This window comes from Nonomuraea turcica (assembly GCF_030718205.1).
GTDB lineage: Bacteria > Actinomycetota > Actinomycetes > Streptosporangiales > Streptosporangiaceae > Nonomuraea.
This window is the reverse complement of the sequence record NZ_JAUZQF010000001.1, coordinates 752,610-774,197: the sequence shown is the minus strand read 5'-3', so window position 1 is coordinate 774,197 and position 21,588 is coordinate 752,610. Positions and strand designations below refer to the sequence as shown.

The window sequence follows — 21,588 nt, the reverse complement described above, 5'->3', positions numbered from 1 at the left end:
CCTTCCGCGCGGCCACGCACACGGTGCCGCGTCACCCTGTCCCCACTCGACATGCCACGTGGGAGTTCCCGCATGCCTTCACCCGTGCCCCCGTCCCCGCCCACGGCCGAAGACCCGTCCGAGCAGCTCGTGTCCGGTCCTGGGCACCGGCTTCGGATCACGCTGCTGATGGCCGGCAGCTGCCTGCCCATCCTGGGCGCGGTGCTCATCGCCCCGGTCCTCCCGCAGATGCAGGACCACTTCGCCGCCGTGCCCGGCGCCGAGGCGTTGGTCCCCATGGCTCTGACGATCCCCGCCCTGTTCCTGGCGCTGCTGGCGCCCTTCGCCGGCGTCATCGTCGACCGGCTCGGCCGCAAGCGCCTGCTCGTCACCGCCACCGTGCTGTACGCCCTCGTCGGCACCGCACCGCTGTGGCTGGACTCCCTCGGCGCGATCGTGGCCAGCCGCGCCCTCGTCGGCGTCGTCGAGGCCGCCATCATGACCTGCTGCACCACGTTGATCGGCGACTACTACACCGGCCGGCAACGCGACCGCTACCTCGCCCTCCAGACGATGTGCGCCTCGATCTCGGCGACGGCCTTCTTCGTGCTAGGGGGCGCGGCGGGAGCGGCCGGCTGGCGCGCGCCGTTCTGGGCCTATGCCGTGAGCCTGCTGCTCGCCCCCGCCATGGCCGCCTTCCTCCCCACACCCCGCCCGGCCACCATCGCTAGGAAGCATGCGACCACCGACGCCGCCTCCGCCACGGATGCGGCCGGCGTCGCCGCCGCCCCGGAGCCGGCCAAGCGCCCCTTCCCCTGGCGACCGCTGGCTGGGATATGTGCGCTGACCGTCTTCGGCAGCGTCGTCTTCTACACCCTCACAGTGCACATGTCCTACCTCCTGGACGACATCGGCGTGACCGACCCCGGCATGATCGGCCTGGCAACCGCCATCGCCAGCGCCGCGACAGTGGCCGGCGCCGTCACCTTCACCAAGCTGGGTCGCACCCCGGACGTCTGGTTGCCCGCCGTCTTCGCCGTGTGCGCCCTCGGCTTCGCGGTGATCTGGTTCGCCCCCAACGCCGCCGTGCTGATCATCGGCGCCGTGATCAACTGCTTCGGCGGCGGCGTCATGCTGCCCAGCCTGCTCACCCTCGCCATGTCCAAGCTCGATTACGCCGACCGCGGTCGCGGCACCGGCTTGTGGACGGCTACCTTCTTTATCGGCCAGTTCGTCTGCCCGCTCGTGGTGCTCGCGCTCGCGTCCGCCGCCGGGAGCCGGGCCGACGCCGTCGGCCTGCTCGCACTCGCCACGTCGGTCCTCGCCGCCGGACTCGGCCTTTTCGGCTCGCGACGCCGCGTGGTCGACGCCCCACAACCGCACAAGCAGATGGCAGGCTGACCGGCCACCGAGGAAAAGATCGTCACATGCGAAACGCCCGGGTCCCAAGTCATCTTGGTCCGGGCGTCTTTCTGTTCAGAGCGAGAGCCCCCAAACGGAATCGAACCGTTGACCTTCTCCTTACCATGGAGATCCGGACCTAGCCGCGACCTGGCGATCTAGGCTTAGCTGCAGGTCAACAGTCCAAGCAGTGTCAACCAGTGCTTGTCCGTATGCGCCAATCACACGGGTGCGGCGCACTCACGGCGCACTCGATCATGGAGTGCGCTCCAGCGGACATGCTGATCATCCGGCCCCAAACCAAGTCATAGATCGTGATCAGTTCAGCACCATCATCTACGACGAAGAACGCGAAGCAGAACGCGCCGAACGTCGTCCGACTCGTACTCGGCGAGGAACTGCGGACGCCACTTCTCAGGCAGCGCCTCCAGGGTGCGTGCGGATGCCGCGCATGTGCGCGCGCGTGAGGACGATCAGCGGGCGAAGTCGTCGCGCTCGCTGGGGAGGATCCGGCGGGCGCGCTCCTGCCGCTGCACCTTCGCTTCCAAGTCATGCACGCGATCGCGGAGCTGGCGGATCTTCTCGCGGAGCTCGGTGAGTCGCGCGTTGAGCGCCGAGCGCCACGTCGGCCAGGGCCTTCAGGTCGAGCTGCGCCGTGGTGCCGGTGGGTTGGACGACCTCTACCGCGTCGGCGAGCCGGCGGACCGGCTTGCCTTCCGGTGGGATGCCGCCGTAATGACCTGGAGTTCGCGGTTCACGCTCAACGGCACCGATCACGTCAGCCATCGAGAGCAAGCCAGGGTGACCGCCGTTACATTGCCTGGCGAAACCGCACGTGGAGTGGACATCCTCGCCTCCGTCGGATTGCGAAGAGGACAACGTGGCCCCACAGTGCAGTCGTCAGGAATACCGCGTCACTGCGCATTTATCCGGAGAATGCTGAGCCCTGAGTAATGAGGATGACCGCTGACAGAGATGGTCCAAGGACCCTACCGGGAGCAGGCCTTGGGCCACACAAGGAGGGGAACTCACAATGAGCATCAGGAAGGCCATGGGGCTCGCGCTCGCCTTCACTACCTGCATGGGGGCGTTAACGCTGACTGCCGCTCCGGCGCAGGCCGAGATCGCTGGGGCGTGCCGGATCGACGTCACCCTCGTCGAGGCCGGGGACATCGACGAGAAGGGCGCAGACGAGATCCGAGTGAGGATCGGAGGGAATGCGTACCCCGGCGAGAGCAGCTGGGTCCAAATGGAAGCGCGCGACCGCAAAAGCGGAAGCGTGTTCGATGACCCAAGCACGGTGATGAACAACAACGTAGGTAAGAGCATCGCTCTAATCGAGGTCGACCCCACGTTCATCCTCAAGAACTTCGAGCTCGGCACCATCACCGTCGTCCCCGCCGACTGCGGCAACATGCAGGTGGGCGAGGTACGAGACAAACAGCGACGGATCCAGGGCACCCACACGACGTTCTACTCCTACCTGTTGAACGTCCGGCTCACGGGTCTTGAGGCCTGACATGCGCATAGGTAGGGCCACAGCGTGATGCGAATGAAGATCGCGCTGTGGCCGTACCGCCGGCATGCTTGAGCTGCCTGGAGGGCAGCAAATCCTCATTGATCATGCCTGAGTGTCATGCACAGGCTGTGCGCTCATGACTTCACGGTACCCTCGCGGTCGGCGTCCTGGCCGGGCCTGTCTCCCGCGACGACCAAGACACGACTCCAGGGTCTCACGGCCTGACCGGCGGATAGTCCGGGTCCGGAAGCTTCTCAGCGACCCGCCAGATATCAGCGTTCCCGCCCCACGACCGGCGATGCCCGTACACGTACAGGCGGCGCTTGTCGTCTGCCCCCGGCGGGTTCTCGATCAACGCCACAAGCTGGCCGATCGCGTGCCGAACGGACAGGCCTGGGCAGGTCAGCGCGCACATCTGGGGACCGCTCTCCCCTGCGACCATGATGCGGACTCGGCGTGCTTCCCTGATCCGCAGATCCGGGTGCAGTTCTTCCCAGCGACGGATGGGGATGGCTCGATCGTTGAGCGGGATCGCCGTCACCGACACGATGCTGTCCAGCCGGACCAGCCCGTACGGGTCCTCGCACACCAACCAAGCCGCCATGCACCCAGAGTGAGCGACCGGGGCTGGGATGGGCAAGGCGCCTATACGGGTTCAGGGTCTCCAGTGCCAGCGAGGTCTTGCGTCAGAACGCGCTCCATGAGCGTCTCGACGGCGTTGAGCGCATAGCCACGTTCCTCCGCGGCGAAGTCGATGAAGTCGGCCAGGAACCAGGCGGCGTATGTCCAGGCCAGGAACTCGCGCTGCGGGATGGGACTACGGGCTTCACGCCACGTGCGGCAGGACTGATTCAGGAAGGCGGCGGTGAGTCCTCCTGCCACATCCGGCAGCACCTCGTCCGGGACGCCTTCCATGGCTCGAATTTTGCGGATGGCGGCCGGGATGAAGTCGAAGGGGTTGTCGTCGAGGAGGACTCGCAGCATGTCCACGAGATTCATGCACGCCACCCCAACATCGCGGATGCGCTGGGGGTCGCCCATGCCGGCGACGAGTTGCATGAAAGCCTCGTGGTCACCTTCGGCAACGGGATCGTTTGTCCGCTTCATTGCGCGGATAAGTTCGATGGCCGTCTCGAGGTCACCGAATTCGTCCAGGTAGCCGCGATCTGCTGATGGATCGCCGTCGATCGGTTCAGGCACCACCTGAGCGTAACCATGCCAGCCTCGGCTGTCTTCGAGTCAGCCGAACCGGACCCGATGAGTACTGGGCAACCTGCTCCCACTAGCGGAGGCCCTGTCCTGCAGTCACATAAAACGGTTGATATTCGCCGCAACCCAGAAGATGATCGCGGCGATAATAGCGACCTTGATGAGGTTTTTCACCGCAGAAAAAGCGGTCCGTTTCCGAACCGGAACAGCCGCCACCGTGTCCTTCCACGCCTGCCACATCATGACCATGAACTGGAAGCGTCGCCCAACGATGAACAGGGCAATCCCGACGATGATGAGCACCATAATACGGCCATCAGCGGATTCCATAAAGGCTCCTTCGGGGAGGCCAATACCTTCACCGCACGTACTCGCGCTTGCTCTTATCCCCGATGTCCCTTTGGTGAATGTTATGACACCATATGCCGAACTTGATCGCCAGTGGTCGCCGTCCCTAAAAAATTAGGCAGGTGGTGGGCCGGCTTAGCGAATCGATTTACGTCCGCGATCCGGTGTGACGTCGCTCGCCCAGTTGAAAGCAGCGTGTCTGCGGATCCTCATCGCCAGCCACGCCACCATGCTCACAGCGTGAGCGACGGCGTCGCCTCCCGCGAGCTGTCCCGAGCAGGGTTCGATAGCTGCTTGTGTCCACAACGAGGCGTGACGTCGCTGGTGATGCTTGCTTGTGTGGAGATCGTGCCTGCCTTCGGAAGATCTCTCGTCGTAGCCGGTGCCGCCTGCGCCGCGCTCGGGGCCGCCAGCGCGGTCTATCAGACCTGGGGCTCTGCCCGCGACCGTCGCGAACTTCGCCCTCCCGGCCGACAGATCGACATCGGCGGACGGCGGATCCACCTGTGGGTCTGGAATGAGAGCGTGCCCACCCCCGCCATTGTGATCATCCCGTCGCTGGGTGCGTGCTGCCTCGATTTCGCCTGCCTGATGCCCGCCCTCCAAGCGGACGAGGACGTGCGTGTCGTGGTCGTCGACCGGGCCGGGCTCGGCTGGAGCGACCCAGCACCCAGCCGACACGCGCTCCTACACGCCGCCGACGACCTGCACCGAGCCCTGCACCGAGCCCTGCACCGCTCCGCCGTATGTCGTGGCGGGGCACTCTATCGGCGGGTACATCGCACGGTTGTTCGCGGCCGACCATCCGGAAGATGTGGCGGGGGTGGTCCTCATCGACTCCAGCCACCACGACCAGTTCCATTGGTTCCCCCACTATCCGCGCCGGATGGCAAGCATCTACCTGCGGGAACGGGTCCGCCCGTACGGGCTGGTCCGGTTGGCCAATGACCTGAACCTGACCGATGCTGTGGAGAGAAAGGCCAGCAGTCGCGTCCCGGGCGTGTGGACCAAGCACATGGCCGGGATGATGCTGAATGACCGCCACCGCCGCGCTGACATTCGCGAACTGCTGGACTGGCCGCGCCTGGCCGCGGACACCGGCAGGCGTGCGCCGTCCCTGGGCGACATTCCGCTCACGGTGGTGACCTCGAGCGAGCTGTCGTCGGACTACGTGACGCCCCGCCAGATCGCCCGCCGGCGGGCGGACTACCGGATCTGGTCGCAACTCCAGGCGGAGTTGGCCACGCTGTCGAAAGACAGTAGGCACATCGTGGCCGAGAACGCCGGGCACTTCGTGCACCGTCACGACCCTGAGCTGGTAGCGAGCGCGATCCTCGATCTTGTCCGTCGTGCCCGCCAGTGATCAGCCATCAGGCGTCGCACTTCTCTCTGGGAGGTGCCAGTAGGTCAGCGGGGATGTCCGCCGTCGTGATGATCTGCCGTTCACCGATGAACCGCTGTGTCACCAGCACGCCGGCGTCGTGAACGTGCTGGCCGGCGTGGCTGGCTGAGGCGTCCTCGATCATCCACGGCGTCAGGTCGAGCTCGAACGCGCCGAGCGCGGTCGCAAGTACGCACGACTCGGTGGCGATGCCGCACACGTAGATGTCGCGCCATCCGCGCTTTGCGACCAGCGCAGCGCCGGCCTGGTCGGAGAACAGGCCGTACCCCTTCTTGTCGACAACATGGGCCTTAGCCGCGTACAGCTGGAGCTCATCCACGATGTCGATCTGAGGCGACTCCATGCATTCGGACCAGCGCACCAGCCGCTCGAATGGGCTGCCCGGGTAGTTGATGTACCGGGTGAACAGCACATCACCCCCGGCGGCCTGCCACCGGTCCACCAAGTCCACGATCGTCGGTACCACGTGGGCCGACTCGTCACGGACGAAACCGTTCTGCACGTCGACGACGACCAATACCGACTGTCGCTTGAGGGTGTTGCTGGTCATGGGTTTCCTGCCTCTCTGAGCGCCTCGATCGCCTGATCGAGGTGGCCTGCGATGCCGCTCGTTTCCACGATGGCGTCGCGCATCGAGCGGTGCTGGCCCGTCTCGCGCGGTCGCGGGTTGGTGAGCCGGGATCGGGTGGCCCGGAGGAACCGCCACCCGTACCCGTCGGGGATCGCCGGGTCATGGCCGTTCTCGACCTGATCGTTGATGTACTCGCAGTATGCCCAGGCGGCCTGCGTCGCCAGCTCGCAGTCGACGAGTTCCTCCTCGGCGAGGCATCGAGCCTGGTCGAGGGGGTGGTAGGCGACACCTGACCAGGAGGCGTATCCGAGGGACACGCCGGCCAGGCCGAATGACCGCATTTCGTGGTGGTGGAATCCCTCTGCGAGTAACACCTGCTCGGCTTGTTCGGCGGTAGCGAGGCAGGTGTCGCTGCCGGCCTGGTCACGGTCGACGAGGATCCGCGGGGCGCAGATGATCCGCAGAGCGGTGTCGAGCATCTGGCCGACCCAGGTGGGGCTGTGCAGCCAGTAGAGGCTCAACACGTACGAGGCGGCGACCTCGGCGCGGCCGGTGAGGTGCCGGAGTTGCTGGGTGGCCCAGTCGAGGTCGCGCTCGTACGACTGGTAGCGCCAGACCGCCATGTGGGCGAGATTGGGCATGTCCAGGTCCTCCACCAAGTGGAAGATGGCCACTCCGTACGGCCAGATATGCAGGCGACACTCGCCGGAAGGATGGTCTGCCAGGAGAGTCGGGTGGTCGGCGCTGGCGGGCTGGCCGGGCTCGGCCAGTTTCTCGGCGGCGGGCTGGCCGACGTAGGCGGCGATGAACTTGTGGGAGCGGATCCCGGCCCTGTCGGCGGCGGCTGGGGTGACGGTGCTGACGGCGATGAGCACATCGCCGGGCGGCACGAGGCTGGTCTCCCACGCTTCGACGGCGTCCGGCGAGACGGGCCAGCCGACCATGGGGGTGAGCATGTCGGCGAATTCGGCATGGGTGAGGCCGAGGCTCTTGCGGGCGAGAAGGAGCCGGTTGCGCGCGAGTGTGGCGCAGTCCGGCTGGTAGGTGGATCGCGTGCGTAGATCGATGACCTTGCCTGGTTCGACCATCGGCGGCGCTCTCGTCTCGTAGGGGTCAGGTTCCGGTCTTGCGGCGTGGTTTCGCCGAGTCGGCGTTGTCGTTGGGGTACGGGTGGCCGAGCCTGTTGTAGAGCTGTTCGACGGTTCCGCGTAGCTCGGCGACCTCGGCCATCAGTTCCTTGATCTGGTGTCCGTCCTCAAGTCGTTGTGCCAGGTCGTGGACTTCTCTTCGCAGGTCGGCGACCTGGCGGGTGAGGTCTACGATGCTGACGCGCTCGGCTTCAAGGTCCTTGGGTGTGGCTTGGACGTAGACGGCCTTGCCGGGCTGCCCCATGACTAGGCCCTCATTGCGCAGAACCTCGACGGCCTTGCGGACCACTGTGACGGAGTAGCCGTACTGCGCCTTGAGCTTCGCTGTGGATGGGATCTCGTCACCCACCTTGAGCTTGCCTGAGGCGATCTGCGACCGAAGGTCGTTGACGATCTGAAGGTAGAGCGTGCGCCCGGTCGCGTCGGTCAATGAGGGCTCCTACTGCACTTTGTAGAACATGGTGCTTCTAGTTCAGCACAACCAGCGGCCCTCAATCTATTCAACGTTGCGCTTCGCCTTGACGTACCTTGCATGCATAGTCCAGCATGGTGTGTAAGGCAGTCTATCGGGGCTTCGCCTAGTCCCTGCTAGTCCTATGTCCGAATTGGGAGGTGTCGTGATCGTCAAGCCTGCCGACCGTCAGCCGAAGCCGCTGATGAAAGTCCCTGAGGTGGCCGCCCTGTTCGAGGTCGACCCCGAGACGGTCAGGGTGTGGGCGCGGACCGGCAAGCTCCGGTCGCGCAGGAACCCCGGCGGACGGGTCTTGGTCTTCCTCCGCGCCGACGTCGAAGCGCTGCTGCAGGAGAGCCAAGAGCCGCCTGACCAAGGGAGCTATCACATGCCCAGTGACCAGAACATCTGCATCGTCTGCGTCGAGCCCACAGACAACACCCAGCAGGCTCGCATCGGCGACAAGTCCGGCCCTGTCTGCCTGGACTGCGCGCAATGGTGCGACGGCAACCTCATCGAGTCCTTCTTCGGAGAAAACACCCATGATCAGCTTTGACGCCTTTGTGGCGGCTCTCTTCGCCGTCTTCGGCGTGCTCCTGTACCTCGTCCTCGGTGCGCCCATCAACTGGGCGATCGTCATCGGTGGCGCTGTGGTGGCTGTCGTCGCCAACCGCGTCTTCGACTTCTAGGGATCTTGCTCTGCTCAAGCTCACGAGAGGAATCGATCATGCAGTACAAGAAGTGGATCGTCCGCGCGGCCATCGCGTTCGCCGCCTTCTACCTGCTCACCAAGCCCGCCAACGCGGCCGACGCCGTCAACGGCGCATTCGACGGCATCATGCAGGGCGCCGACCAGCTCGCCACGTTCTTCTCCAAAGTCCTCACCTGAGGTGGCCTGGAATGCGTCCTACCGCCTTCAACCTGATGGTGTTCGCACTGCTCTTCGTGCTCGCCAACGTCGGCCTCATCGAGATCGGCTACACGATTCTCAAGGGCTGACCCGGCTTCTCGCCGTTGGCCTCGTCGCACTGCTCAAGCAGCGAAACGGCCACCCAGCCGAGCCGTCCAGACATGACGAGGGCGGCCCCATCCGCCAAGACCTGGGCCGCCCTCATCCCCGCCCTCACGAGCGAAAGGAACACGCCCCATGATGGCACAGCCCACCATCGCAGTGCCGGTCGATGACCTTCAGGCACTCATTACCCTCGCCACCCGTGTCTCGATGGCCGCCGCAGACCTGCTCATCGACGCCGGCCACGCGCCCGCACCTGGCCTGCCCAGCCCGACGTTGTCAGCGAACGTGGTGTCGCTCGACGAGCGGCGCGCCTGTCGCGCCCATCTGGCGGCGGTAGCGCGATGACGAACTACCAGACGAGAGGTCTCACCGCATCCGAGCTCGACTCGGTGTTGACGGAATGGACCTCGCCGTCACACCACCCGGGCCTGTGCGACTTCAACCGGTGCCGCATCTGCAATCCCCAGTTGCCCGAGGGCAACGCCGTGCGGCGCAGGGCGGGAGGGGCCCGATGACGAACGCCGAGATCAAGAAGACGCTCGCCACCCTCGACCAGGCGATGAAGGCATGCACGGCAGTGTCCCCATCCTCCCGTCCCAACCTCGTCAGGAACGCCTGCACCTGCCCGACCTGCAAGCCGCGGGGAGGCAAGCGGTGACGCCGGAGGAGGAGCTGCAGGAGCTCAAGAAGCGTGTGGCGGCCGCCAACCGGCTGGAGATCGCGATGGCCAAGGCGCTGCTCGCCGAGGCCAGCAGCGACGAGGACGTGTCGTGACCGGTCTTGAGGTCGCCGTCCATGAGATCACGCAGGACTGGCGCATCCGGCTCGCTGCGGCGGAGGACCTGCTTGCCCTGGTGACTGTCGAGCTCGCCGAGATGCAGGACGCCGTCAACCGCATGTGAGCACCACCAGCCCGACCGGGGCCCATCGAGGCAGCCGGGAACCAGGCGCGAACCCTGGGCGGGCACGCAGCACCACCAACCGAGCGAAGGAGACCACTGTGACCCGCTGGAACGGCCCTCACCACAAGGGCTACATGCAGACCGTTCGCGCCGAGAAGCGCCGCGAGGCGGAGGAGCGGAACGCCCGCACCCCTGCATCCCGCCGCCGCGCCAGCAGGTAGCCCCGTATGGACGGCAGCGAGAAGACCGCACCCGACGCCCCACTCGTGATCGTCGTGGACGAGGCGCACGCCCTCATCGGCGGTATGACCGGCCAGGGCAAGAGCCTCGCGATGCGCAAGGCGGTGGCAGACCTGCTGCACAAGGGCCGTGCGACCGGCATGCCGATCGTCGTCGGCACCCCCAAGACGACCACCCCGTAGGAGATCAAATGTCTGCTCACGTCTACTCTCCCCGCCCTGTCTCGACCGGCACTAACCGGCCGCCGTTCTACCGGTGGTCGTGCTCCTGCGGCAGGGAAAGCGCCAACTTCTACGGGTACGAGGCGCAGGCCAAGAGGGCTCACGCCGACCACGCGCAGGCGAAGGGCAACGGCTGACCTGACCCCCAGCCCGACCGGGCCCGCGAGGGAGCCGGCATCCCCGGGGAGCAAGCCCCGGGCGGGCACCAACCACCGCCTCGCAACGACTCAGAAACCCGGAGCCATGAACATCGACCAGATCAAGACACTTCTCGGTGACGCCATCGCGAGCGTTCCCGACGTCGTCTGGGCGGCTACCGCGGGCGTAACCGTGCTGTTTCTGCTCTGGCAGGCCAAGCGCGCCATCACCCGCGCGGCCACGCCCGGCGCCGACCTACTCACCTATGCCGCCGCCGCCATCGCCACCGGCGTCTCCATGCAGGGCATGTGGCACTTCTTCGAGGTCGTCTTCCCCGACCTGCCCGTGCCCCTCCGCGTCGCGCTGTTCGCGTTCATCGAGATCGGCATGCTCGCCAGCGCCGTCCGAGCGCGCCGCAACATGCGCGACTCCGCCGCCCGAGCCAAGACCGACCCGCTCGTCCGACCGTCCGCTGGCATCGACGGCACCGCCGTATGGGTCCTCACCGGCCTCACCGCCGTCCTGTCCTCCCTCGAAGCCGCATCTCCGCCGGAATTCATCTTCCGGCTCGCCGCGCCGCTGGTAGCCGCGTGGCTGTGGGAGCGCGGCATGGCCATCGAGCGGCAGCGCATCACCGGCCGGACGCGGATCAACTGGCGGCTCACCCCGGAGCGGATCCTGGTGCGTCTCGGCTTGGCGGAGGCGAACGACCGTACGGCCTCCGAGGTGGACGCCCACCGCAGACTCACCCGGGTCGCTTTGGCCGCGAAGAAGGCCAAGGCGCTGCGCGACGGTGGTGCGAAGCCGAAGAAGCTGGCCCGCGCGCTGGCCAGGCTCGACAAGGCCATGGACAAGGCTGTCGAGCACACCGCGGTCAGCCGCGACCGCCGTGTCATGGCCGCGCTGTTGGACCAGGTGTCCACGCTGTACGGCGCCCCGCGGCTGCTCGACCTGCCCGGCCAGGCGCCGTGGGAGCACCTCGACCACCCCGCAGTCACCGGCCTGATCCGCGACAGCGAGGCGATCATCTTGGCGGCCGCGCTCGACCGGAATACCGCGCTGCGCGGTGAGGTCTATCCGCTGCCGATCGCGACCAGCGACCGACTGGCGACCACCGCCGCGACCGGTCGCGGCGCGGAGACACTGGCCGCGCCGGACGCCGACGAAGCCCCGTCGATCGCCGATGAGGGACGGTCCTGGCTGACCAATCTCGTGCCCTGGTCGCGACCGGAACCGCGACCGGTCGCCAACGAGGCAGCCGATCACCAGCCAGTCGCCGAAGTGGTCGCGGCACCGGTCGCCGGAGACGCCCCAGACGCGGGTGTGGTCGCGACCGGTCGCCGACCGGTCGCCGACCGCGAAAAGCCCACCGAGCAGGACCGACGCCGAGCCATCCGCTTCTGGATCGGCCGCGCGAAGAAGCTCAACCCGCCGTCCAAGCGGACCCTTGCCGAATGGACCGGGTTCTCCGAGACATGGGCGCTCGGATGCATCCAAGAGGCCCGTCAAACCATGATCGCCGAGGGCTGGAGCTTCGACGAAAAGGGCACCCCGACGCCGCCGCGACCGGTCGCGACCACCCCGTCCATCAAGACCGTGAACGGAGCCCAGCAGTGACCGGGTACACGCTCCTCAAGCTCGCCACCTTCGCAGCGGTGTTCGCCACCCTGTACGTCGGTCACCAGGTAGGCGACCACTGGGTGCAGACGCACCGGCAGGCATGCGGCAAGAGCGGCCCTAGCAGGATCGGGCGGGCGTTGTGCGCCCAGCACGTGCTCAGCCTCGCCCTCACCAAAGTGGTCGCCCTGCTCGCCCTGGTTGCCGTGACCGGGCTCGACATCCACCCCGCCTACGCGGTAGCCGGCCTGACGGTCGACGCCGTCTCGCACTACTGGGCCGACCGGCGCACCACCCTGCAGGCGCTCGCTGAGCGGCTCGGCAAGGCCGACTTCTACAAGCTCGGCAACGGCCACCTCGGATCCGGCGCCTACGCGCTCGACCAGTCCTTCCACGTGCTGTTCCTCTTCATCGCAGCCCTCATCATGACCGGAGGTGCATGATGTCCGACTTCCTCATCGGCGCCATCGTCGCCCTGTCGTTCGTGCTCCTGTCACTGCGGCCGCTCACCGCCGACACCCACACCTGGGCCGATTACCAGGCCCGCGCCCGCCGCGCAGGCTGGATCGGCTGCATGCTCGGCACCCTGCGCGTCGCCCTGGCCACCACCCTCCTCGTGGTCGTTGACGCATTCCGACTGTGCACGCCCGCCGTCGAAATGCTCGGACGCGGCGTGCCCGCGCTATTCCGCGGCGCAGTCATCCTCGTCGGCGCGCTGGCAAGCGCACTGATGGAGGCGGGCAGGCCCGCTGTCGGAGGTGCCGCGTGACCGCGCCGAACCGGCCTCGCCTCGAGCTCGTCACCGGCCGCCGCGCGGACGACGCCCCCGACCTGCCCCTCGACGAGGATCGCCACGACGAGCTGGAGCCGCGCCCCGACCAGGACGTCGAGGAGGTGGTGTACGAGGGCGAAATCGTCTCCGAACAACCAGAACGCACCCGCTTGCTCCCCTCGGTGGTCGTCGACCGGGTCATGGTCGTCCGCCCGTCCCCCGGCGCGAAGAAGGCGGCCCTGGTCACTGCCAGGCACGGCGCGATCGTCCTGGCTGGCTGGCACTCGTGGCTGGTCCGCATGTTCAGCGGTCTCACCGACGGCGTGATCCGTGAGCGGATCCGTGCGGCCAAGGCGCTCGGTGATGACGAGAAGCTGGCGTTCTGGCTGGATAAGCGGAAGGAAGCCAAGCGCGACCGCCGCGACCGGCTGATGGAACTGCCGCTGCTCGTGCTGCGGATGGCGGCCTTCGTAGGTATGTCTGTGGCCGGTTTCCTGGTGCTGATGGTCGTCGTGGCAACCGTCGTTTGGATGACCGGCGCAGGCGACTGGACCGATGTGTGGGTGTGGCTCGGCGGCGTGATCCGCTGGTTGTTCACGGCGGTGACGTTCGCTGGGTGGGTGTTCGTGTTCGCGTGGCCGGTGTGGCTCATCGCCTGGGGATGGCTGGAGGGAAACCGGCAGCCGACAACGGGACCGAAGTGGCTGGCAACGTCGGCAGAACTCGACGTGGACGTCAGGATCGATGAAGTCACGATCACCACCGCTCTTGCCGCCCTGCGGATCCCCGCGATCACGGCGTACCTCAAGCAGAAGCTGCCCCTGCAGTTTCTCGTCTCTGCCCGCAAGGACGGACGCGGTACCTATGCCGAAGTACGGCTGCCCACGGGCGTGCCAGCCGAGTGGATCAGCAAGCCGGCCAAGCGTGCTGCTCTGGCCGCCGGCCTCTACCGGGCGACCAAGGAAGTGTGGCCGACCACCGGCAGCGAGGCCGGGATCCTCAAGCTGTGGATTGCGGACAAGGGTGCCCTGGCGGAAGGAGCTGGCCCGTATCCGCTGCTCGACAAGGGATTCGTGGACGTGTTCAAGGGGGTGCCCTACGGCAAGACGCTGCGAGGCGACCCGATGGTGGCGCCGGTCATCGGCCGAAACACGATCGTCGGCGGCATGCCCGAGCAGGGCAAAAGCTCAGCAGGCCGGGTCATCATGGCCGGCGCGTCCCTGGACATCACCGTCGAGCTGCGGATTTGGGTGCCGGACGCCAACTACGACTTCGAGGTGTTCAAGCAGCGCTGCTCCCGCTACGTGATGGGCGCCGAAGACGAGAAGATCGAGCAGATTCTCTACGACCTGCGCGAGTTGGACGGCGAGGTCCAGACACGCGGTGATCTGCTGGTCGAGCACCGCGAGCCCGAGGTAACCCGCGAGTTGGCCAACGCCGGCGTGGGCCTGCACCCGGTGGTCGGCCTGCTAGAGGAGGCACATGTGGCCTTCCAGCACAAGGAGTACGGCGAGGAAATCGCCGAACTGGCGACGTCCATCGTGAAGCTGGGCCGCAAGCGTGGCATTCACCTGATCGTGTCTACGCAGGCGCCGACCAGGGACAGCATCCCGCGGGACATCACCCGCAACTGCTCCAACGGGATCGCGTTCGCCGTGGGCGACCACGTCGCCAACGACGCCCTGCTCGGGCAGGGTGCCTACCGTGGCGGCCACCGCGCCACCGAGCTCATCCCGGGCGTGGACCGCGGGACGGCTCTGGTGAAGGGCTTCTCGGGTCAGCGCTCGGAGATGGTGCAGGCGTACTTCCTCAGCGTCGCCAAGGGCAACGATCAGGTCACGCCACTCATCGAGAGGTCGCTTGCCGAGATCAAGCGGCGGGGGATGGGTGTGCCGGGCCGGTGTCGGCCAGCGCCGGCGCCTGAGCGCCGAGAACTCCTGGAGGACGTGGCTGCGGTCATGGGCGACGAGCCGATCAAGGCGGCAGACCTGCCTGCGCTACTGGCCCGGCACGCGCCGACGTGGCAGCCATACAAGACGCTGACAGGCAAGCAGTTGGTGGAAGACCTGGCCGCTCTCGGGGTGAAGGTTCCATCGACCGGTAACCGCTGGCTGGTCGATCCGGAGGTCGTTCGTGCAGCTCTGGCGCAGCGCCAGAGCGACGACGGAGAGGCGGGTTAAGTTAGCCCGCCTCCGCCCCTCGAAGTGGGTCCTGGCCGCTCTCAGAGGCCCCGATCTAACTCGCTCCAACGAGCTAACTGACCTAACTTCCCGCAGGTCAACGGCTGGTTATGCCGGGATCGGGCCCAGGTTAGAAACCTAACTCGATTTCGAAGACCTAACTCCATGATCACCGCCCGCGAGCGGGTGGTTGCGGGTGCTCTCCAAGCCCTTGGAGGGCCGCCCGGAGCAGCCGCTCCAAGATTCCCTACCAACCCGATCAAGAGAGGAGACAACACGGTGAAGGAGCGCACGTTCCGCACCCAGGGCGGCGGCACCGTCACGTGGACGCACACGCGTACCGACGTCGTGCTCGAGGTGGGTCCCTACACCTGCTCGGGCTGCCGCACGACCAGCAGACCGGTGGAGTGGACCATCGCCAACAAGCACGCCCTCGCCTGCTGCCAGATCCCCTAACCCCGCGTGGACACAGCCCCGGAGCAGCCGCTCCAACAATCCCCATACACCCGACCAAGAAAGAGGGAAACCGTGGGTCTGTTCGAAAAGCTCGACAAGCTCGCGAACGCAGGCGCCGGCAGCCGGATGCCCGACAAGACGGACGCCCGCGCCAGAGCCCAGAGCCACACCACGAACCGCCACCAGCGGCTCGCCTACACCGCCAATCCGGGCTTCGGCTCTAGCCGCGCGGACCAGCGCGCCGCAGAGGCCGACCTGATTCGCGAGGTCGGCTCGCGAGAGGCCAAGCGGCTGATGAAGGACGCCGCGCGCAAGGTGCGGGACAGCTTCTGATGGGCGTCGCCATAAAGCTGGCCAGTCTTACCGCGGTGCTCGGCGGCGGTTCGGCCCTGATGCTGTGGCTGCTGTTCGGCGGCCACGTCGCGCTGGCATGGCTGGCGCTCGTCGGGACGGCGGCGCTGAGCGGTGCGGTGATCGTGCTCATCACCCTCGAGACCCGGCGCGAAGACCGGACGCCGCAGTGACCGACAAGCAGACGCTCCAGAGGGCGGCCCGCGCGACCAAGCCGGCCGCCGCCCGGTTCGCCATGGCCGACCGGTACATCAAGCAACTCACCACCAAGGAGAAGTGAACGATGCGGCGAACGACGAAGGGCGTGTGCGCCGACTGCCACGGCTCCGGCCAGGTCACCGGCACGCCGGCGCCCAACGGGCTCGCACTCGCGGCGGACTGCCCGTCTTGCAACGGCACCGGTAGGCGCTGACGTTGCGGCTCCCGTCCAGCCGCTTCCCCTGGGGCTGGACGGGCGGCCGGAGCAGCCAGCTCCCCATCAAGCGAACAGGAGACCTGTCATGAACGTGATCCGATACCGCACCAAGGGCGGCAACGTCGTGGTGTTCAAGCCGACCCGAGAAGACGGTTTCGGCGATCTGACGGGCGGCTGGGAGTGCAAGGGCTGCCACGGCCGCAATAAGGACGCGCGCGTCTACTCCGGCGATGCCGAGCGGCACGCCAAGGTCTGCAACGCGCTCTAGCGGACGTGCCGCCACCACTCGGACACCGTCGAACGAAGGAGAACACCATGAGCAAGATCCTCGGCAGTAAGGCGGACCGCGACGAACTCACGGCCGCGCTCCGCGACACGGCGCACGTGGACAGCGAGGAAGACCCGCGCTACGCAGCCAGCCAGGAGCGCATCCGCAAGGCGGAGGCGAAGCTCCCGCCACTCGGCCGCGCGGTCGCCCGGGACCGGTCGCTATGAGGTACGCCGGACACCTCAACTACAAGATCGGAAAGAACCCGCACGGTAGCGGGTGGCTGGCGCTGTACACCTGCCCTGCCGAAGGGTGCGGCGTGGACGCATTCGCGACCAGCGCCAACGAGCTCGGCCCATACAACGGGTCCTGCAGACGCGGCCACGAGATCCACGTCCCGTACGTGACGAGAACCTCCCCCAACTAGCCCCGGAGAGGAAACCCATGAAGGACGAGATCAAGTACAAGACCGCTGGCGGCAACACCGTCACCTGGACACGCCACCCGGAGAACGTTCAACCGTTGTTCGGGCCCGGCGAGTACCAGTGCGGCGGCTGCGGCGACAAGGCGAACGGCCGTCACACGGACGCCGACAAGCACGCCCAGGGATGCCGGGCGCTATGAACCGCTGCCCGCGCTGCGCCACGGCGTTGGACGAGGGGCCGGTCGTCTACCGGTGCGCCAACTGCCGGCGTGCCGTGTGGGCGGCTGATCTCGACGTCGAGTTCCACGCCCGCCAGCCCGCCATGACAGTCCCCAGCCACTGATCCGACCGTTCGGGGTGCTCGCCCGGCGTCTTCCCTCCGCCGGGCGGGCGCCCGGGGCGACCGGCCCCTCGTCCACAGAAGGAAGGACTTCACATGTTCGGAGACAACGACGACCCCCGCGGCAGCGGCCCGTTCCACCCCATCAACAACCCCGACCGGCGCACCCCGCAGAACCCGGCGGATGTGGCGCGGCTGGCCACGCCTGAGGCGCAGAAGCTGGCCAAGGCCAACCCGAATTGGGGGCCGAAGCGCATCCTGCGCGAGCTGAGCACCTGAGCCGCCTCCGCTGACGTTGCGCGTGCACGCCCGGCCTACTCCAGCCCCCTTCTCGGGCCGGGCGTGCGCCCGGAGCGTCCGCTCCACCACCACAGCAAGGAGAAGCACATGAACAAGACCCAGCTCATCGACACCGTCGCCGTCAACACCGGCCGCAGCAAGGCCGACGTCGCCGCCATCATCAGCGCCACGCTCGACACCGTTCAGGCCGCCGTGGCCGCCGGGGACACGGTGCAGATCATCGGCTTCGGCAGCTTCGAGCGCAGGTTCCGCGAGGCCCGCACCGCGCCGAACCCGCGCGGCGGCGCGCCGGTGCCGGTGGCAGCGAAGCACGTGCCGGCGTTCAAGGCGGGCGCTGGGTTCAAGCAGGCCGTGAGCGCCGCCTAACCGATGGCGATCCGCGAAGTGGACGCCGCTGACCTGAAGGCCGGTGACGTTCTCGAAGACGGCACACGCGTGCTCGACGCCTACGGCATCGGCGACGGTGACGGCTTCCGCATCCAAGGCCGCTGGATCGAACTCAGCAACGGCCACAGCGGCATGGTCACGCGCGGCGAGGCTCGCTACCGCGTCCGACGCTGACCCGAGCGTGGTGGCCCGGACCTGGCGCGGCCGGGCCACCACCCATCGCCCCAACAACACAGCAGAGGAGCAATCCATGAGCAAGAAGACGAACATCGCCAAGAGCGGCTACACCCCCGTCCAGGTCGGACGCGTCGTGCCGCCCGGCGACAACGAGACGCAGTCGGACACCAACCCCGAGACGCCGAAGCCCCCACGCAAGACCGGCAAAGAGCGGACGGTCAACATGCAGGTCGGGCGCGGCCGCGTCGGCGTCCAGGCCGACACCATCGTCGGCGACATCAACATCCAGATGTGAGGCAGCATGCGCACATACACGCATCCCGACGTGCTGACGATAGGCGTCCGCGACGGCTGGGCTGACCCGTGCGACGACCCCACTCAGATCGACTGGGCGCCCCGCCAGGCTGCCGCCGCGATCCCGTTCCACGTTGTCGACGGGCGCCCGCTCAACCCGTTCGCGCCCACCGGTATTAGGTACGGCCGCAACGAGCTCGGCCACTGGGGCGAGCAGCTCTGCGCGGACGCCATCGTGACCGCGCACACCGCGCACGACCGGGTGCTGGTCATGGTGGAGCGGGGCGACGGCCACGGCTGGGCGCTGCCCGGCGGCACCGTGGAAGCTGGCGAGGATCCGGGAGTGGCAGCGCTCCGCGAGCTGCGCGAGGAGACCGGCCTGCGGCTGGGTGGCGTTCCCTGGCGTGTGCTGCCTGCGCGGTACGTGCCGGATCCGCGTGCGTCGGATGAGGCGTGGATGGTGACTGTGCCCGTCCGCACCCATCTGGGCACCGTCGTCGGGGCGGAGTTGCCGGCTGTGGTCGGGGCGGACGACGCGCGGCGCGCTGAGTGGGTGTGCGCGGGCACCTACGCCGCTCTCGTGGAGTACCTGCGAAGGGTCTACGGCGGCCGGGTGTTCGCGGCGCACGAGGCCTTGCTGCGCGAGCTGCTCGGCTGACACCCACCCTCACACCGAAAGGAGCGCCATTCGATGAACAGCCAGCCGACCGTCGAAGACCTGCGGAGGCTTCGCGCCGCCGCCCGGCGCGACCCGGCCGCCGACGCCGCCTACGTGGAGGCGTGGGGCCGCGCGGACCAGGCCACCAAGGAGGCAGTCCTCCACGACCGCCCGAAGGGAAACTGATGCCTCAGATCAAGTACTTCGTCAGGGTCTACGACGACCGCCCGTTCGCCGGTACGCCTCACGCCATATACAGCGACGCCGAACTCCAGCAGTTGAAGCAGGCGGCCAACCAGGCGGGCGTGCGAATCAGCGTCCGAAAAGCCACGGAAGACGACCAATAGGAGCGCACTGATGATCCCTGGCACGAAACCCTGGGAAGAGGACAACCCGGCCACATGCACCGGGTGCGACGGCGACGGCTGCGACTTCTGCGGCGGCATGGGGATCATCCCCCGCTGGGTCGTCGTGCAATGGGCGGAGGGCGCATGAGCGACACCTGCCCAGGATGCATAGGGCGAGGCAACGGCACCCGCTGCTGCATGTGCAGCCTGCCCATCCCAGTCGAGCTGCAGCGGCCGAACGGCCAGCCCGCCTACCCGGGCGACTACTTCGACACGAACTGCCCCGACTGCTGTCGAGGCGCATTCCACACCCACAGGGCGGGGGCGTGATGTCGCCGCACTACCGCGTCCGCATGCGCATGGGCGCCGACAGCGGCAACGTCTGCTGGCACACCCGCGTCCCGGTGGAGCCGTACGAGAAGTTGTCCGACGCCGAGATCGAACAGCGGGCCCGGGCCAACGCCGTGAAGGCGTTCGGCCCGCAGGCGTCCGGCTGGACGCTGCTCGACGCCGAGCGGAGAACCCGGTGAAGGCCGGTGACCGCGTCGTCGTAAAGGTCTGCGACAACGCCAGCGTCGGCGTCCTCATCACTAACCACACCAAGCAGTGGCTGATGATCGAGCGCGCCACCTTCCCCTTCGGTGTCGCGTCCGTCGCCGGGCACGTTTTCGACGATCACCCCGGGTGGGTGCGGTTCCTCGCGGAACTCGGCCTTGCCCGGATGAGCCGGGACGACCTGGACGCGGTCGACCAGTTCGCTGCCCGGCCGGTAGGGAGCTGACCGTGAGTGAATTGTTCCGCAACGTCGAGATCACGTACGAGGGAGACGACCGCACTCCCCGCAAGTTGTACGCGCAGGTCAGCGAGGGGCAGTACGAGATGCTGCTCAACCCCCACGACCTGGCAGCGCCACCCGGCCAGGTGGTCATGTCGGTGTACGCCCAGCTCACACCCACCGGTGGCGTCGTCCCCAGAGTCATTCGGCTGAGCTGGGTCACCAGCATGCAGCTGTGGGAGCCGCCGCCGGACTCCGGCATCGTCCGCGAAGGGTGGGCCTGATGCGTCGCTTGATAACCGGCCTGCTGGTCGCCTGGCAGCGCCGCCGAACCCGGCCTCCCAAGGGATTTCCCGCTGCGGGCCTCGATCTCTATGACAGCGAGGACGACGATCACCTGTACGTGCTCGGCCACGTCAGCCCCGAGCGGATGACAAAGGCCGTCGCCGAGTACATGCAGCACATCCATTACGCGCCCGGGACCGTGGTGGACGACCCGCTGGCACACCTTGATGGTGGCGCCGAGCGGGTCCGGGCGACGATCTGTCACGGGTACGCCACGTTCGACCTGCGCCCGGTGGGGTTCTGCGAGTTCAGCGCCCGGCTGTTCGTTGAGCCCAGGACCAGGGGGGCGTGGCCGATCACGTACTGGCCGGGGGAGTTCGGATGAGGTACGCGCACACAGACGGGCGGCCGGCGGGCGCTCGCATCACGCCCGACACGCATCCGTGCCGGTGGCTGGCGGAGGAGGTGGTGCTGTTCCGGCAGGGCCTCTGCTCCTGGGTCGTCGAGCAGGGCAACTGGACCGGGACCGTGTACTGCCGCCAGCGATCCGACCCGGAAGCGGACTTCGGGCACTGCCGTGAGCATGCGCTTCGTATCGAGGACGAGGGCGGAGCCGCGAACTGGTGGCACGGCCTAGGCGAAGAGCACCAGGATCCGACCCTGCGCTGAACCGCAACAGATGAAGACGGGCGCGCACGAGTGTGATCACTCCCGCCAAGAAGCCTCACACCAGGCGCGCCCGTACCCCCCCAACCCCTACAGAGAGATCGAAAGGGCAACCCCATGATGGCCCCAACCTGCTGCCCACGCTGCAGCACACCGCTCAACGAAGGCCCGGTCCTGTACCGGTGCGGCAACTGCCGACGGGCGGTTCCCGCGGCCGACCTGGACACCGAGTTCCACGCCCACACCGCCAGGCAGGAGGTGGCCGCCCATGCGTAACCACCAGCACGGATGCGTATGCGACACCTACTGCAACCAAGACCCGGCCACCGCTT

At 67.4% G+C, this 21,588-nt stretch carries 46 protein-coding genes, 1 tRNA gene and 1 pseudogene; 40 read left to right on the top strand and 8 right to left on the bottom strand.

From position 1 onward, the window contains the following. Nucleotides 1–72 precede the first annotated feature (72 nt). Nucleotides 73–1,380 (top strand): MFS transporter, encoded by a 1,308-nt coding sequence (locus Q9G87_RS04130; protein ID WP_305914809.1) that lies wholly within the window; start codon nt 73–75, stop codon nt 1,378–1,380. A gap of 85 nt (nt 1,381–1,465) precedes the next feature. Here the strand turns inward: Q9G87_RS04130 and Q9G87_RS04125 are convergent. Further along, nucleotides 1,466–1,544: transfer RNA gene (locus Q9G87_RS04125), tRNA-Thr, on the bottom strand. 385 nt (nt 1,545–1,929) lie between these two features. Then, nucleotides 1,930–2,166, bottom strand: a complete 237-nt coding sequence (locus Q9G87_RS04120) for a hypothetical protein (RefSeq protein WP_305914808.1) — start codon at nt 2,164–2,166, stop codon at nt 1,930–1,932. A 247-nt stretch (nt 2,167–2,413) separates the two neighbouring features. Between Q9G87_RS04120 and Q9G87_RS04115 the strand changes: the two genes are divergently transcribed. Continuing rightward, nucleotides 2,414–2,899, top strand: a complete 486-nt coding sequence (locus Q9G87_RS04115; protein WP_305914807.1) for a hypothetical protein — start codon at nt 2,414–2,416, stop codon at nt 2,897–2,899. 214 nt (nt 2,900–3,113) lie between these two features. On the opposite strand, the gene Q9G87_RS04110 is transcribed toward Q9G87_RS04115, so the two are convergent. From Q9G87_RS04110 to Q9G87_RS04100, 3 genes are all read right to left on the bottom strand, one after another. Further along, entirely contained in the window at nt 3,114–3,503 is a 390-nt protein-coding gene (locus Q9G87_RS04110) for a hypothetical protein (RefSeq protein ID WP_305914806.1), read from the bottom strand. A 41-nt stretch (nt 3,504–3,544) separates the two neighbouring features. Then, nucleotides 3,545–4,099 (bottom strand): hypothetical protein, encoded by a 555-nt coding sequence (locus Q9G87_RS04105; protein WP_305914805.1) that lies wholly within the window; start codon nt 4,097–4,099, stop codon nt 3,545–3,547. A gap of 105 nt (nt 4,100–4,204) precedes the next feature. Then, nucleotides 4,205–4,438, bottom strand: a complete 234-nt coding sequence (locus tag Q9G87_RS04100) for a hypothetical protein (protein WP_305914804.1) — start codon at nt 4,436–4,438, stop codon at nt 4,205–4,207. 345 nt (nt 4,439–4,783) lie between these two features. On the opposite strand from Q9G87_RS04100, the pseudogene Q9G87_RS60550 reads away from it, so the two are divergent. Together Q9G87_RS60550 and Q9G87_RS04095 are read left to right on the top strand one after the other, a co-directional pair. Next, a pseudogene (locus tag Q9G87_RS60550) lies at nt 4,784–5,173 on the top strand (hypothetical protein); the annotation flags it as partial. Beyond that, entirely contained in the window at nt 5,079–5,819 is a 741-nt protein-coding gene (locus Q9G87_RS04095) for an alpha/beta fold hydrolase (RefSeq protein ID WP_305914803.1), read from the top strand. The pseudogene Q9G87_RS60550 and the gene Q9G87_RS04095, both read left to right, overlap by 95 nt. A 7-nt stretch (nt 5,820–5,826) precedes the next feature. On the opposite strand, the gene Q9G87_RS04090 is transcribed toward Q9G87_RS04095, so the two are convergent. The 3 genes from Q9G87_RS04090 to Q9G87_RS04080 are packed head-to-tail and all read right to left on the bottom strand — an operon-like array spanning nt 5,827 to nt 8,007. Next, the gene (locus Q9G87_RS04090) at nt 5,827–6,408 is read right to left on the bottom strand and encodes a cysteine hydrolase (RefSeq protein ID WP_305914802.1); all 582 of its coding nucleotides are present in this window, start codon (nt 6,406–6,408) and stop codon (nt 5,827–5,829) included. Further along, complete coding sequence (locus tag Q9G87_RS04085) at nt 6,405–7,517, bottom strand: hypothetical protein (RefSeq protein ID WP_305914801.1); 1,113 nt, start codon at nt 7,515–7,517, stop codon at nt 6,405–6,407. Before Q9G87_RS04085 ends, Q9G87_RS04090 begins: the two co-directional genes overlap by 4 nt. Before the next feature lie 25 nt (nt 7,518–7,542). Then, entirely contained in the window at nt 7,543–8,007 is a 465-nt protein-coding gene (locus tag Q9G87_RS04080) for a GntR family transcriptional regulator (RefSeq protein WP_305914800.1), read from the bottom strand. 187 nt (nt 8,008–8,194) lie between these two features. On the opposite strand from Q9G87_RS04080, the gene Q9G87_RS60545 reads away from it, so the two are divergent. From Q9G87_RS60545 to Q9G87_RS03900, 36 genes are all read left to right on the top strand, one after another. Next, nucleotides 8,195–8,584 (top strand): helix-turn-helix domain-containing protein, encoded by a 390-nt coding sequence (locus Q9G87_RS60545; protein WP_371825722.1) that lies wholly within the window; start codon nt 8,195–8,197, stop codon nt 8,582–8,584. After that, the gene (locus Q9G87_RS04070; protein ID WP_305914799.1) at nt 8,571–8,717 is read left to right on the top strand and encodes a hypothetical protein; all 147 of its coding nucleotides are present in this window, start codon (nt 8,571–8,573) and stop codon (nt 8,715–8,717) included. Before Q9G87_RS60545 ends, Q9G87_RS04070 begins: the two co-directional genes overlap by 14 nt. A 38-nt stretch (nt 8,718–8,755) precedes the next feature. Further along, nucleotides 8,756–8,917, top strand: coding sequence for a hypothetical protein (locus tag Q9G87_RS04065; protein ID WP_305914798.1), 162 nt, complete (start codon nt 8,756–8,758; stop codon nt 8,915–8,917). 258 nt (nt 8,918–9,175) lie between these two features. Then, nucleotides 9,176–9,388, top strand: coding sequence for a hypothetical protein (locus tag Q9G87_RS04060; RefSeq protein WP_305914797.1), 213 nt, complete (start codon nt 9,176–9,178; stop codon nt 9,386–9,388). Nucleotides 9,389–9,554: 166 nt separating this feature from the next. After that, nucleotides 9,555–9,701 (top strand): hypothetical protein, encoded by a 147-nt coding sequence (locus Q9G87_RS04055; protein ID WP_305914796.1) that lies wholly within the window; start codon nt 9,555–9,557, stop codon nt 9,699–9,701. 112 nt (nt 9,702–9,813) lie between these two features. Further along, complete coding sequence (locus tag Q9G87_RS04050; RefSeq protein ID WP_305914795.1) at nt 9,814–9,945, top strand: hypothetical protein; 132 nt, start codon at nt 9,814–9,816, stop codon at nt 9,943–9,945. Nucleotides 9,946–10,043: 98 nt separating this feature from the next. Beyond that, nucleotides 10,044–10,166, top strand: coding sequence for a hypothetical protein (locus Q9G87_RS04045; RefSeq protein WP_305914794.1), 123 nt, complete (start codon nt 10,044–10,046; stop codon nt 10,164–10,166). Between the two features lie 6 nt (nt 10,167–10,172). Beyond that, a complete protein-coding gene (locus tag Q9G87_RS04040; RefSeq protein WP_305914793.1) occupies nt 10,173–10,367 on the top strand; it encodes a hypothetical protein in 195 nt (64 codons plus the stop codon). 8 nt (nt 10,368–10,375) lie between these two features. Then, nucleotides 10,376–10,543: a hypothetical protein gene (locus tag Q9G87_RS04035; RefSeq protein ID WP_305914792.1), complete on the top strand. Its 168-nt coding sequence runs from the start codon at nt 10,376–10,378 to the stop codon at nt 10,541–10,543. Between the two features lie 106 nt (nt 10,544–10,649). Next, nucleotides 10,650–12,161, top strand: a complete 1,512-nt coding sequence (locus Q9G87_RS04030) for a hypothetical protein (protein ID WP_305914791.1) — start codon at nt 10,650–10,652, stop codon at nt 12,159–12,161. After that, nucleotides 12,158–12,604 carry a DUF3307 domain-containing protein gene (locus Q9G87_RS04025; protein WP_305914790.1) on the top strand — a complete coding sequence of 149 codons (447 nt, stop codon included), beginning with the start codon at nt 12,158–12,160 and terminating at the stop codon, nt 12,602–12,604. The genes Q9G87_RS04030 and Q9G87_RS04025 overlap by 4 nt, the downstream gene beginning before the upstream one ends. Then, on the top strand, nt 12,601–12,930 hold the full coding sequence (locus Q9G87_RS04020) for a hypothetical protein (RefSeq protein ID WP_305914789.1): 330 nt from the start codon (nt 12,601–12,603) through the stop codon (nt 12,928–12,930). The genes Q9G87_RS04025 and Q9G87_RS04020 overlap by 4 nt, the downstream gene beginning before the upstream one ends. Then, on the top strand, nt 12,927–15,113 hold the full coding sequence (locus Q9G87_RS04015) for an FtsK/SpoIIIE domain-containing protein (RefSeq protein ID WP_305914788.1): 2,187 nt from the start codon (nt 12,927–12,929) through the stop codon (nt 15,111–15,113). The genes Q9G87_RS04020 and Q9G87_RS04015 overlap by 4 nt, the downstream gene beginning before the upstream one ends. A gap of 279 nt (nt 15,114–15,392) precedes the next feature. Continuing rightward, nucleotides 15,393–15,569: a hypothetical protein gene (locus Q9G87_RS04010; RefSeq protein WP_305914787.1), complete on the top strand. Its 177-nt coding sequence runs from the start codon at nt 15,393–15,395 to the stop codon at nt 15,567–15,569. A gap of 72 nt (nt 15,570–15,641) precedes the next feature. Continuing rightward, nucleotides 15,642–15,902, top strand: coding sequence for a hypothetical protein (locus tag Q9G87_RS04005; RefSeq protein WP_305914786.1), 261 nt, complete (start codon nt 15,642–15,644; stop codon nt 15,900–15,902). After that, nucleotides 15,902–16,093: a hypothetical protein gene (locus Q9G87_RS04000; RefSeq protein ID WP_305914785.1), complete on the top strand. Its 192-nt coding sequence runs from the start codon at nt 15,902–15,904 to the stop codon at nt 16,091–16,093. Before Q9G87_RS04005 ends, Q9G87_RS04000 begins: the two co-directional genes overlap by 1 nt. 110 nt (nt 16,094–16,203) lie before the next feature. After that, a complete protein-coding gene (locus Q9G87_RS03995; protein WP_305914784.1) occupies nt 16,204–16,332 on the top strand; it encodes a hypothetical protein in 129 nt (42 codons plus the stop codon). A gap of 88 nt (nt 16,333–16,420) precedes the next feature. Next, entirely contained in the window at nt 16,421–16,603 is a 183-nt protein-coding gene (locus Q9G87_RS03990) for a hypothetical protein (RefSeq protein WP_305914783.1), read from the top strand. Between the two features lie 47 nt (nt 16,604–16,650). Continuing rightward, on the top strand, nt 16,651–16,830 hold the full coding sequence (locus Q9G87_RS03985) for a hypothetical protein (protein WP_305914782.1): 180 nt from the start codon (nt 16,651–16,653) through the stop codon (nt 16,828–16,830). Further along, nucleotides 16,827–17,030 carry a hypothetical protein gene (locus Q9G87_RS03980; protein ID WP_305914781.1) on the top strand — a complete coding sequence of 68 codons (204 nt, stop codon included), beginning with the start codon at nt 16,827–16,829 and terminating at the stop codon, nt 17,028–17,030. The genes Q9G87_RS03985 and Q9G87_RS03980 overlap by 4 nt, the downstream gene beginning before the upstream one ends. Before the next feature lie 17 nt (nt 17,031–17,047). Continuing rightward, the gene (locus Q9G87_RS03975) at nt 17,048–17,227 is read left to right on the top strand and encodes a hypothetical protein (RefSeq protein WP_305914780.1); all 180 of its coding nucleotides are present in this window, start codon (nt 17,048–17,050) and stop codon (nt 17,225–17,227) included. Further along, nucleotides 17,224–17,370 (top strand): hypothetical protein, encoded by a 147-nt coding sequence (locus Q9G87_RS03970; RefSeq protein ID WP_305914779.1) that lies wholly within the window; start codon nt 17,224–17,226, stop codon nt 17,368–17,370. Before Q9G87_RS03975 ends, Q9G87_RS03970 begins: the two co-directional genes overlap by 4 nt. A gap of 93 nt (nt 17,371–17,463) precedes the next feature. Then, nucleotides 17,464–17,646 (top strand): hypothetical protein, encoded by a 183-nt coding sequence (locus Q9G87_RS03965; protein WP_305914778.1) that lies wholly within the window; start codon nt 17,464–17,466, stop codon nt 17,644–17,646. 63 nt (nt 17,647–17,709) lie between these two features. Further along, nucleotides 17,710–18,033 carry an HU family DNA-binding protein gene (locus tag Q9G87_RS03960; protein ID WP_305914777.1) on the top strand — a complete coding sequence of 108 codons (324 nt, stop codon included), beginning with the start codon at nt 17,710–17,712 and terminating at the stop codon, nt 18,031–18,033. A gap of 3 nt (nt 18,034–18,036) precedes the next feature. Continuing rightward, nucleotides 18,037–18,228 carry a hypothetical protein gene (locus Q9G87_RS03955; RefSeq protein ID WP_305914776.1) on the top strand — a complete coding sequence of 64 codons (192 nt, stop codon included), beginning with the start codon at nt 18,037–18,039 and terminating at the stop codon, nt 18,226–18,228. A gap of 76 nt (nt 18,229–18,304) precedes the next feature. Further along, nucleotides 18,305–18,526 (top strand): hypothetical protein, encoded by a 222-nt coding sequence (locus Q9G87_RS03950; protein ID WP_305914775.1) that lies wholly within the window; start codon nt 18,305–18,307, stop codon nt 18,524–18,526. Between the two features lie 6 nt (nt 18,527–18,532). Continuing rightward, complete coding sequence (locus Q9G87_RS03945; protein ID WP_305914774.1) at nt 18,533–19,183, top strand: NUDIX domain-containing protein; 651 nt, start codon at nt 18,533–18,535, stop codon at nt 19,181–19,183. 33 nt (nt 19,184–19,216) lie between these two features. After that, a complete protein-coding gene (locus Q9G87_RS03940; protein WP_305914773.1) occupies nt 19,217–19,369 on the top strand; it encodes a hypothetical protein in 153 nt (50 codons plus the stop codon). Continuing rightward, nucleotides 19,369–19,530 (top strand): hypothetical protein, encoded by a 162-nt coding sequence (locus tag Q9G87_RS03935; protein WP_305914772.1) that lies wholly within the window; start codon nt 19,369–19,371, stop codon nt 19,528–19,530. The genes Q9G87_RS03940 and Q9G87_RS03935 overlap by 1 nt, the downstream gene beginning before the upstream one ends. Before the next feature lie 10 nt (nt 19,531–19,540). Beyond that, nucleotides 19,541–19,678 (top strand): hypothetical protein, encoded by a 138-nt coding sequence (locus Q9G87_RS03930; RefSeq protein WP_305914771.1) that lies wholly within the window; start codon nt 19,541–19,543, stop codon nt 19,676–19,678. Nucleotides 19,679–19,856: 178 nt separating this feature from the next. Beyond that, complete coding sequence (locus Q9G87_RS03925; protein ID WP_305914770.1) at nt 19,857–20,060, top strand: hypothetical protein; 204 nt, start codon at nt 19,857–19,859, stop codon at nt 20,058–20,060. Beyond that, nucleotides 20,057–20,311 (top strand): hypothetical protein, encoded by a 255-nt coding sequence (locus Q9G87_RS03920; RefSeq protein WP_305914769.1) that lies wholly within the window; start codon nt 20,057–20,059, stop codon nt 20,309–20,311. The genes Q9G87_RS03925 and Q9G87_RS03920 overlap by 4 nt, the downstream gene beginning before the upstream one ends. A 2-nt stretch (nt 20,312–20,313) precedes the next feature. Beyond that, nucleotides 20,314–20,589 (top strand): hypothetical protein, encoded by a 276-nt coding sequence (locus tag Q9G87_RS03915; protein WP_305914768.1) that lies wholly within the window; start codon nt 20,314–20,316, stop codon nt 20,587–20,589. Further along, nucleotides 20,589–20,975 (top strand): hypothetical protein, encoded by a 387-nt coding sequence (locus Q9G87_RS03910; protein ID WP_305914767.1) that lies wholly within the window; start codon nt 20,589–20,591, stop codon nt 20,973–20,975. The genes Q9G87_RS03915 and Q9G87_RS03910 overlap by 1 nt, the downstream gene beginning before the upstream one ends. After that, a complete protein-coding gene (locus tag Q9G87_RS03905; protein ID WP_305914766.1) occupies nt 20,972–21,259 on the top strand; it encodes a hypothetical protein in 288 nt (95 codons plus the stop codon). Before Q9G87_RS03910 ends, Q9G87_RS03905 begins: the two co-directional genes overlap by 4 nt. A 114-nt stretch (nt 21,260–21,373) precedes the next feature. Continuing rightward, complete coding sequence (locus Q9G87_RS03900) at nt 21,374–21,532, top strand: hypothetical protein (protein ID WP_305914765.1); 159 nt, start codon at nt 21,374–21,376, stop codon at nt 21,530–21,532. The last annotated feature ends 56 nt before the right edge of the window (nt 21,533–21,588 follow it).